At 52.8% G+C, this 8,703-nt stretch carries 6 protein-coding genes and 1 tRNA gene; 6 read left to right on the top strand and 1 reads right to left on the bottom strand.

What is annotated here, in order from left to right; translation table 11 throughout:
* The first annotated feature begins 219 nt into the window (after positions 1 to 219).
* The 6 genes from serS to V8J88_RS11305 all read left to right on the top strand — a co-directional run bounded on the left by serS (position 220) and on the right by V8J88_RS11305 (position 7,666).
* The gene (gene serS / locus V8J88_RS11330; RefSeq protein ID WP_338849641.1) at positions 220 to 1,509 is read left to right on the top strand and encodes a serine--tRNA ligase; all 1,290 of its coding nucleotides are present in this window, start codon (positions 220 to 222) and stop codon (positions 1,507 to 1,509) included.
* Between the two features lie 75 nt (positions 1,510 to 1,584).
* Positions 1,585 to 1,962 (top strand): VOC family protein, encoded by a 378-nt coding sequence (locus V8J88_RS11325; protein WP_338849640.1) that lies wholly within the window; start codon positions 1,585 to 1,587, stop codon positions 1,960 to 1,962.
* A gap of 107 nt (positions 1,963 to 2,069) precedes the next feature.
* Positions 2,070 to 2,160: transfer RNA gene (locus tag V8J88_RS11320), tRNA-Ser, on the top strand.
* Positions 2,161 to 2,543: 383 nt separating this feature from the next.
* Positions 2,544 to 3,692: an FIST N-terminal domain-containing protein gene (locus tag V8J88_RS11315; protein ID WP_338849639.1), complete on the top strand. Its 1,149-nt coding sequence runs from the start codon at positions 2,544 to 2,546 to the stop codon at positions 3,690 to 3,692.
* Positions 3,693 to 3,696: 4 nt separating this feature from the next.
* A complete protein-coding gene (locus V8J88_RS11310; protein ID WP_338849638.1) occupies positions 3,697 to 7,260 on the top strand; it encodes a PAS domain S-box protein in 3,564 nt (1,187 codons plus the stop codon).
* Positions 7,261 to 7,288: 28 nt separating this feature from the next.
* Positions 7,289 to 7,666 (top strand): Hpt domain-containing protein, encoded by a 378-nt coding sequence (locus V8J88_RS11305; protein ID WP_338849637.1) that lies wholly within the window; start codon positions 7,289 to 7,291, stop codon positions 7,664 to 7,666.
* 295 nt (positions 7,667 to 7,961) lie between these two features.
* Here the strand turns inward: V8J88_RS11305 and V8J88_RS11300 are convergent, their stop codons facing one another.
* Positions 7,962 to 8,681, bottom strand: a complete 720-nt coding sequence (locus tag V8J88_RS11300; RefSeq protein WP_338849636.1) for a response regulator — start codon at positions 8,679 to 8,681, stop codon at positions 7,962 to 7,964.
* Between the last annotated feature and the right edge of the window lie 22 nt (positions 8,682 to 8,703).

Genomic DNA, 8,703 nt, shown 5'->3' with positions numbered 1-8,703 from the left:
GCGTTGCGGCGCCCCGTCAACGGGCGCATTCAGAAAACAACAAGCCCGGCAGCCAGCCGGGCTTGTTGTTTGCGGGGTTGCAACAATCAGGCCCCGTGCTTTTTAAGGGCGGCGGCGCGCGCGTGCGGGGTTTGCAGATAAAAGCTGCAGCATAAAAGCGCGTCATGCCATCAAGCCTTGATACAATCCTTGCTTTGAATATCCAACTCCGGCTTTCCCATGATTGACATACAACAGCTCCGCAAAGACATCGCCAGCGTGGAAAAACGCTTGGCCGCCCGCAAATTCGTGCTTGATGTGGCTGCGTTTTCCGCTATGGAAGGCGAGCGTAAAGGCTTGCAGACCCATACTGAAGAATTGCAAGGCAAGCGTAATACTTTGTCCAAGCAAATCGGCATCAAAAAAGGCAAGGGTGAAGACACCGCCGAATTGATGGCTGAAGTGGCCGGTCTGGGCGATTCCTTGAAAGAAAATGAAGTCAAATTAGCAGCGCTGCAGGCGCGCATGCATGATTTCATGATGCATTTGCCCAATCTGCCGCATGAATCGGTGGCGGAAGGGGTTGATGAAAGCGCAAATGTGGAAGTGGCGCGCGTCGGCGCGCCGCCGGTGTTTGACTTCACCGTGCGCGACCACGTGGATATCGGCAGCGCGATGGGCTTGGATTTTGAGACGGCCACCAAGCTCACAGGCTCGCGCTTTTCCGTCATGCGCGGCCAGATCGCCCGTTTGCATCGCGCCTTGGCCCAATTCATGCTCGACACCCACACCACGGAGCATGGCTACACCGAATGTTATACGCCGTATATCGTGAATGGCGACAGCCTGCGCGGCACCAGCCAGCTGCCGAAATTTGAAGAAGATCTGTTCGCGGTGAAAAAAGGCGGTCAGGACGGGCAGGGCGAAAATCTGTACCTGATCCCAACCTCAGAGGTCTCCTTAACCAATATGGTGCGCGATGAGATTCTGGCGGCAGAACAATTGCCGCTCAAACTCACCGCGCATACGCCTTGCTTCCGCTCGGAAGCCGGCAGCGCCGGGCGCGATACGCGCGGCATGATCCGCCAACATCAGTTCGATAAAGTCGAAATGGTGCAAATCGTGCATCCGGAACAATCTTATGCGGCGTTAGAAGAAATGCGCGGCCATGCGGAAAAGATTTTGCAAAAACTGGAATTGCCTTACCGTGTGGTGGCGCTGTGCACCGGCGACATGGGCTTTTCGGCGAGCAAAACCTATGATCTGGAAGTGTGGCTGCCGGCGCAGCAGACCTACCGCGAAATTTCCTCGGTCAGCAATTGCGAAGCATTCCAGGCGCGCCGCATGCAGGCGCGCTTCCGCAATGCGCAAGGCAAGCCGGAATTGCTGCATACCTTGAACGGTTCGGGCCTGGCTGTTGGCCGGACTTTGGTGGCGATTCTGGAAAATTTCCAGCAAGCTGACGGCAGCGTGCGCATCCCCCAGGTTTTACAGCCATACATGGGCGGAGTCGCAGTTATCCGTCCCTGATATTGCAGTGCAATCCAGGCCTGCGCAATGGCAGGCCTGTCCCATCCCTCCCCACCATCCACCAGGAGTTATGAAATGATCGGTTATGTCACTTTAGGTACAAATGATCTGGAACGCGCGGCAAAATTCTATGATGAATTGCTGGGCTTATATGGCGCCAAGCGTTTGATGGAATTTCCAAGCGGCTATGTATGGGGTTACTCCATGGGCAGCCCCAGCCTGGGCATCCTGAAACCTTTCGATCAAAAGCCTGCCAGCGTTGGCAATGGCGTCATGGTGGCGCTGGCGTTTGACAGCAAGGAAAAGGTGGATGCAGTTTATAACAAGGCGCTGGAGCTGGGCGGGACGGACGAAGGCGGCCCCGGCTTCCGTGGCGGCGAAAGCTTCTATGCGGCTTACTTTCGTGATCTGGATGGCAACAAATTGAATGCCTTTTGCATTGTGCAAGGCTGAGTTCCAAAGAAAGTGATGAAAATCGCTGGATTCTCTGGACAAACAGAAGTCAGGCTGCTATAGTTTTGGCTTTCCGACGTAATCAACAGATTACGTTTCGACCCGAAGGAAAGGTGGCAGAGTGGTCGAATGCGCTGGACTCGAAATCCAGTATACGGTTCTCCCGTATCGAGGGTTCGAATCCCTCCCTTTCCGCCAAAACATGTATGTCAAAAAAACCGCTCAACTGAGCGGTTTTTTTTTTGCCCTGTCAGGCAGGCGCACATCCGCCCAGCTGCAGGCAGGCTGTCCCGCTTGCGGCAAAAAAAATGGCGGGTTGCGCAACGGCAGTGGTTTTTTTTCAAAAAAACGCCTGCAGCCCTCCCATTGCGCCTAATTTCATATAGAGTACAACTTGCATGGAGTATGCTCCGACATGCCTGATGGCCGGAGCGCACTGGCGCCACATCCCTGCGCCTGGAATGCAGCACATGATATCGGTTTGTTGCTGTGAGAGTTGCAGGTGTGCGCGGGAAGAGTCTCTTCGGCTTGAAGCGCAGGCTTGACATCACTTGCTTGCAGTATCTTCAAAGGAGACTGATGTGAAGACCACCCAGATCAAGATTAAGGCCAATGCCGATTTCGATGCCGCTTTGACGCCATTGGCGGCTGCAGGCGCTGATTTGTTATTGGTGTTTGGCGGCGTTACTTTCTTTGAATCCCCCAAATTATTTGACGCGATCAAAAAACAGTTCCCGCAAACTGTGATCGCGGGTTGCTCAACTGCCGGGGAAATCGCAGTTGACCGCGTCTATGACAACTCCTGCGTAGTGACGGCGGTTAAATTCGGCGCAGCGCAAGTGCGCAGCAGCACTACGGAAATTATGGGGATGCAGGATTCGCAGGATGCAGGCAGCAGGGTGGCCGCCGGCTTGCCCAAAGAAGGCTTGCGTGCTGTGCTGGTGTTTGGCACAGGCGTCGCCATCAATGGCAGCGCGCTGGTTGCCGGTATGGAGGCGGTGTTGCCGCAGGAAGTGGCGATTTCCGGCGGACTTGCGGCGGATGGCGGCGCATTCCGGCAAACCTGGACCATTTCCGCCGAAAAGAGTGCGGATAATCAAATCGTCGCCGTTGGCTTTTATGGCGAAGCGGTTCAGCTCAGCTATGGCACTTTTGCCGGCTGGGAGCCATTCGGGCCGGCGCGTAAAGTCACCCGTTGCGATCAAAACGTGCTCTATGAGTTGGACGGCGAGAGCGCACTCGATATCTATAAGCGTTATCTGGGCGATTACGCCAAAGACCTGCCAGGCTCCGGCTTGCTGTTCCCGTTTGAGATGCTGGGTGAGCAGCAGGAAAAGAGCGGTATCTTCCGCACGATTTTAGGCATAGACGAAGCGCAAGGTTCGTTGACGCTGGCTGGCGATATCGATCCCAAAGGCTATTTAAAACTCATGCATTCCTCCACCGATAAATTAATCGAAGGCGCGGAAACCGCCGCCAAATCCGCCTATGAGCGCGGGAATAAATCGATTAACGGCGACGCCCTGGCGATTCTGGTTTCTTGTATCGGCCGCAAATTGGTGATGGGGGATCGGGTGGATGAGGAAATTGAAGCCGTGGCCGATGTGCTGGGCAAGAATACAGCGGTGACGGGCTTTTATTCAAATGGTGAAATTGCAGGCTCGACTTTCCTCGGGGCTTGCCATTTGCACAATCAAACCATGACCATCAGCTGGATTTCAGAAACCTGAGATTATGCATCGCACGCTGAACCGGCAACTGCGCCGCGAATGCGGCATTGAGTCGGACGAAGAGTTGCAAGCGCTGCTTGAGGCGGCGCAAAAGCTCAGCTCACAGTCCGGCTTGCCTGCAGAATTGCAATCCTTCCTGGAAGGGTTGCAGGGCTTTATTGACCGCGTTGACAGTACCTATGAGCAGTATGACAGGGACTTGGATTTGCGCTCGCGCAGTTTGGAGATGAGTTCATCTGAACTCTCTTCTGTGAATGAAAAAATGCGCGCCGATATTGTCAGCCGCAATCGTGTCCTGGCCTCATTGCGCGAAGCGGCAGCGGCCTTGCTCGAACATAATGAAACCGGTTTGCAATTGCCGGCGGAAGAGGATCTGGAAGGACTGTCGGCCTTATTGCCGAGTTTGGTCAAGCAACAGGAAGCCAGCCGGCTTGAGTTGTTTAACCAGCGTTTTGCCATGGATCAACATGCGATTGTGAGCATAACGGATACCTCTGGCAATATTCTGTATGTCAATGATAAATTTTGTCTGATCAGCGGCTTTTCGCGCGAAGAATTGATCGGCAATAATCACCGCTTGATTAATTCGCATTATCACCCCTTGGATTTCTTCAGCAATTTGTGGCAAACCATCACCTCCGGGCGCGTGTGGCATGGGCAAATATGCAACCGTTCAAAAGCCGGTGAGCAATACTGGGTGGATGCCACGATTGTGCCATTCCTGGATGGCGATGGTCAGCCTTATCAATATATTGCAATCCGCACAGAAATTACTGAAAGTAAGCGGATGGCGGAAAAAATCGCCAACAGTGAACGGGAATACCGGACTGTCGTAAATAGTCTGAAGGAAATTGTTTTCCGGGTCGATCAAACCGGCGCCTGGACGTTCTTGAATCCGGCCTGGAGCAATGTGACGGGTTATGCGATTGAAGAATCATTGGGGAAAAATGCGCTGCATTTCGTCTATCCACAGGATCGTGAGGAAGTCGCCTGCTCATTTGCAGATTTGCTGGAAGATCGCGTGCAATCGATCAAATTGCAATTGCGCTTCAATACCACCCAGGGTGAATTCCGCTGGATCGACTTATACGCACAGCGTGAGTGTGATGAAAATGACAGACTGCTGGGCTTGACCGGCAGTTTGAGTGATATCACTGAGCAGCGCAATGCGACTGAGCAGTTAAAAGAAAACCTGAGTTTTATCGACGCCCTGATTGAGACCATTCCGCAGGCAATTTACCTCAAGGATGTGGACGGGCGCTATATGCGGATGAATCGCGCCGCCTGTGAATTGTTTGGCGTGACGGAAGCGCAGATGGTTGGCAAAACAGTATTTGACTTACTGCCGCCCGATCTGGCTGAATTCCATCATGAACGCGATTTGAAATTGTATCAGGAGCGCGGCACGCAAAATTATGAGGTCATGCTTAATATCCATGGCCGCCAAGTCTATACCATGTATAGCAAAGCCTGTTTGCTGCGCCCCGATGGCAGTCCGCGTGGATTGGTGGGCACGATTGTTGATATGTCCAATCAAAAAGCGGCAGAGCGCGCTTTGTTACAAGCCAAGGAAGCGGCGGAATCGGCCAGCCGTTCCAAGAGCGAATTCCTGGCGAATATGAGCCATGAAATCCGCACGCCGATGAATGGCATTATCGGCATGACCGACTTGACGCTGGAAACCGAGCTTGACCGGCATCAACGCGAATACCTGGAAATTGTGCGTTCTTCTGCCGACGCCTTGCTGCAAATCATCAATGACATTTTGGACTTCTCCAAAATCGAAGCCGGCAAGATGACAATCGAAGCAATCACCTTCGATTTCAATAAGACCATGCTGGAAACTTTGCGCGTTTTGAGCTTGCGGGCGCAGGAAAAAGGCTTGGAGTTGGCGTTGGAATTGGATCCGGAAATTCCTGCATTCTTGATAGGCGACCCGGGCCGGATCCGCCAGGTCTTAACCAATCTGGTCGGGAATGCGATCAAGTTCACTGAACGTGGCGAGGTGGTGGTGCGCGCCGCAGTCAAACGGCTGGAGCAGAAATTAATGCTCAAGATCAGTGTGACGGACTCCGGCATCGGCATTCCCAAAGACAAGCAGCAAATGATTTTTGAGGCTTTTGCGCAAGAAGATGGTTCTACCACCAGACGTTTTGGCGGCACTGGACTGGGTTTGTCGATTACCCGCTTGCTGGTTGGCATGATGGGCGGCGAGGTGACAGTGGAGAGCACGGTTGGGGTCGGCAGCACTTTTGCGGTCACTCTGGTGCTGGGTATTGATCATGAGGCCAAGCCGGCCCAGCCGCTGGGGGATTGGCGCAGTTTGCGCGGCATGCGTTTTATGCTGGTCGATGATAATCAAACCAATATGACGATTTTGCGCGCGATCTTTGCGCGCTGGTCGGTGGAGACGATTTGCCAGTTCAGTGGCGAGGCAGCTTTGCAATATTGCCAAAGCGCAGCAGAAGCGCCTGACTGTATTGTGATGGATTTCGCTATGCCGGGCATGAACGGTTTTGAGACTGCTGCGGCGATTTCCACTCATGAAAAATATGCGAAGACGCCGATTATTATGCTGTCTTCAACCGGGATGCCGGGGGATGCCACACAATCGCGTAAATTCGGCATTCAATCTTATCTGCTCAAGCCCACCACGCCGGATGAGATATTGCAAGCGGCCTTATCGTTGATCGGCGGCGGACGCAGTCAGCAACAGGCGCAAGCCAGCGCAGCGCGCCTGGCCAACCGCGATCCTGAGCAGTCGCTTGAGATTATGCTGGTGGAAGATAATTTGTCGAATCAAAAATTGGCCACTGCTTTGCTCAAAAAATGGGGCCATAAAGTGGATGTGGCGAATAATGGCCAAGAGGCCTTGGATCGGCATGAACAGAAGAAATACGACATTATTCTGATGGATTTGCAAATGCCGGTGATGGGTGGTTTTGAAGCAACCGGCAAGATACGTGAAAGAGAAGCTGCCGGTGCGCCGCATACGCCTGTGATCGCGATGACGGCGAATGCGCTGGAAGGCGACCGCGAGAAATGCATCGCTGGCGGCATGGATGATTATTTGTCCAAACCCTTCAAGTCAGATGCATTTCAGGCGATATTGAAACGCTATGGCCCATCCGCCACTCCGGCGCCGCAAGTCAATGCGGAAGTGGTCTGCAGCCCTGATATTCCGGCAGTGCTTGGCCCCTTGCAGAGTTTGCAACAAAACGCCAAGCAGTATGATTATGCATCTGGAATCGCCACGGCGGATCAGGAAATTGTCTTGGCGATTGCCGAACATTTCCTGGTGCACGCGCCAGAGCAGATTGAGTATATGCGGCGCGCCTGGAAGGGAAAAGATTTGGATAGTTTGCAAAGACATGCGCATTCCATGACCGGGCTGTTTGGCAATTTCAATGCATTGCCATTGCAAAAAATATCAGATGAAATCAATTATTGCGTCAAAGCAAATGAGCTGGATGATATCCCGGCTTTGTTGGATGCATTGGATGGCGGCTATGCGATGCTGGCGCCATACCTGGAGTCTGCGGCAAAACGGGCCAACCGCTTGATTTGAGGTTTGGCGATAGTTGAATAGAGTGGAGGTGGATGTGAGTACAGTTACTTATCAGCATTGCGATCCTACACAATTATTGGAAACCGTGGGCTTTGATCGTGAGATATTCACAGAGTGGGTGACCATGTTTCTAAGTGAGAGTGTGAGCCAGTTTGAGCAAGTCAAACAGGCGGCTTTGGCAGGCGATGCCAAACAGTTGGAGTTTGAGGCGCATGCTTTAAAAGGCTCGGTTGGCAACACGGGGGCGCAAAAATTATATGAAACACTGTATGCGATTGAGTTGGAAGGACATGCCGGCAAATGTGAATGTCCGCCGCAGCGCATACAGGAAGTCGAGGATTTGCTGATGGAAGTGCGGAAAGAAATGCAGCACTACATGGAGCACGGCGAGTTTCCGGAGGGCTAAGCGGGATCGCCGTGGGCGGCCCTTATGGTTTCTTGCAATGCGATTGCGCCGCTTGTGCAGACTGTTGTCGCGCGTGAATCAAACCATGATGGGTCGCCGCTTATTTCAGCAGGAAGCGGGTTTGCTTTGCGCACATAATGACAAGGAATTATTGTCATGGCGCAGTCTTCAAGCGCTTGGCTGGCAGTTGCAGCCTTGCCTCAGTTTTTCTTTTCCGCACAGATGCGCGAGCATGGAATCTATCATGCGAAACGCTTGTTCGCGTTTCGCATGATTAAGATATCAGGAGGGGCAATTAAGATTGCGCGGCTTGAGTCTTCGCTTTTAATCGCTCTTCCCGTTCCGCAGCAGCGCGGGCGACCGCGCCTTTGACGGCATCCAATACCGTGCCGGCATTAAAGGGCTTGATGATAAAACCTTTGGCGCCGCCTTGAATCGAGGTTTGCACAGTTTCCGCATCCCGCTTGCCGGTGACCATCAGCACGATGGTCATTGGCGCTTTTTCGAGAATGCATTTGAGCAATTCGACGCCATTACTGTCGGGCATCATCACATCTAAAAAAACAATGTGGGGCTTGAGTCTGGTCACCAGTTCCATGCCGGTTTCACCATTGCTAGCCTCACCTACAACCTTGTAACCCGCATCGTTCATGATGGTGCGCAACAACATGCGAATCATCTGGTTGTCATCGATAATGAGCGTATTTAAAATTTTCTTCTCCTCATTTCCGGTTATTTCCTGGCATGGCGCAGCGTGCGAGCGATTGCAGCCATACCACCTCGACGAAGAAAACTTGGCATGCCATATTCTGTCCTTGGCTTTGTCTGCATTGTAGCGCTTTTTTTGCTGCAGTTGGTTTGAACTGTCGCAAACTCTGCGCTTTGCATCATTCTGTTGCAGCTTGGCGCAAGGTAAAATTCTGCTTTTATCAAGACAGGATAAGTCAGCAAGTGGAAACGCACGAGATGAATGGTGACAGGTTGCAGGCGGCGCCGGGGGCCAGGATTTTTGCATTGATACCGGCTGCCGGGGTTGG

It is taken from the genome of Massilia sp. W12, assembly GCF_037300705.1.
Taxonomy (GTDB): Bacteria; Pseudomonadota; Gammaproteobacteria; order Burkholderiales; family Burkholderiaceae_D; genus JACPVY01.
Note: the sequence above shows the minus strand (reverse complement) of the source record. Positions and strands in the feature narration are given on the sequence as shown.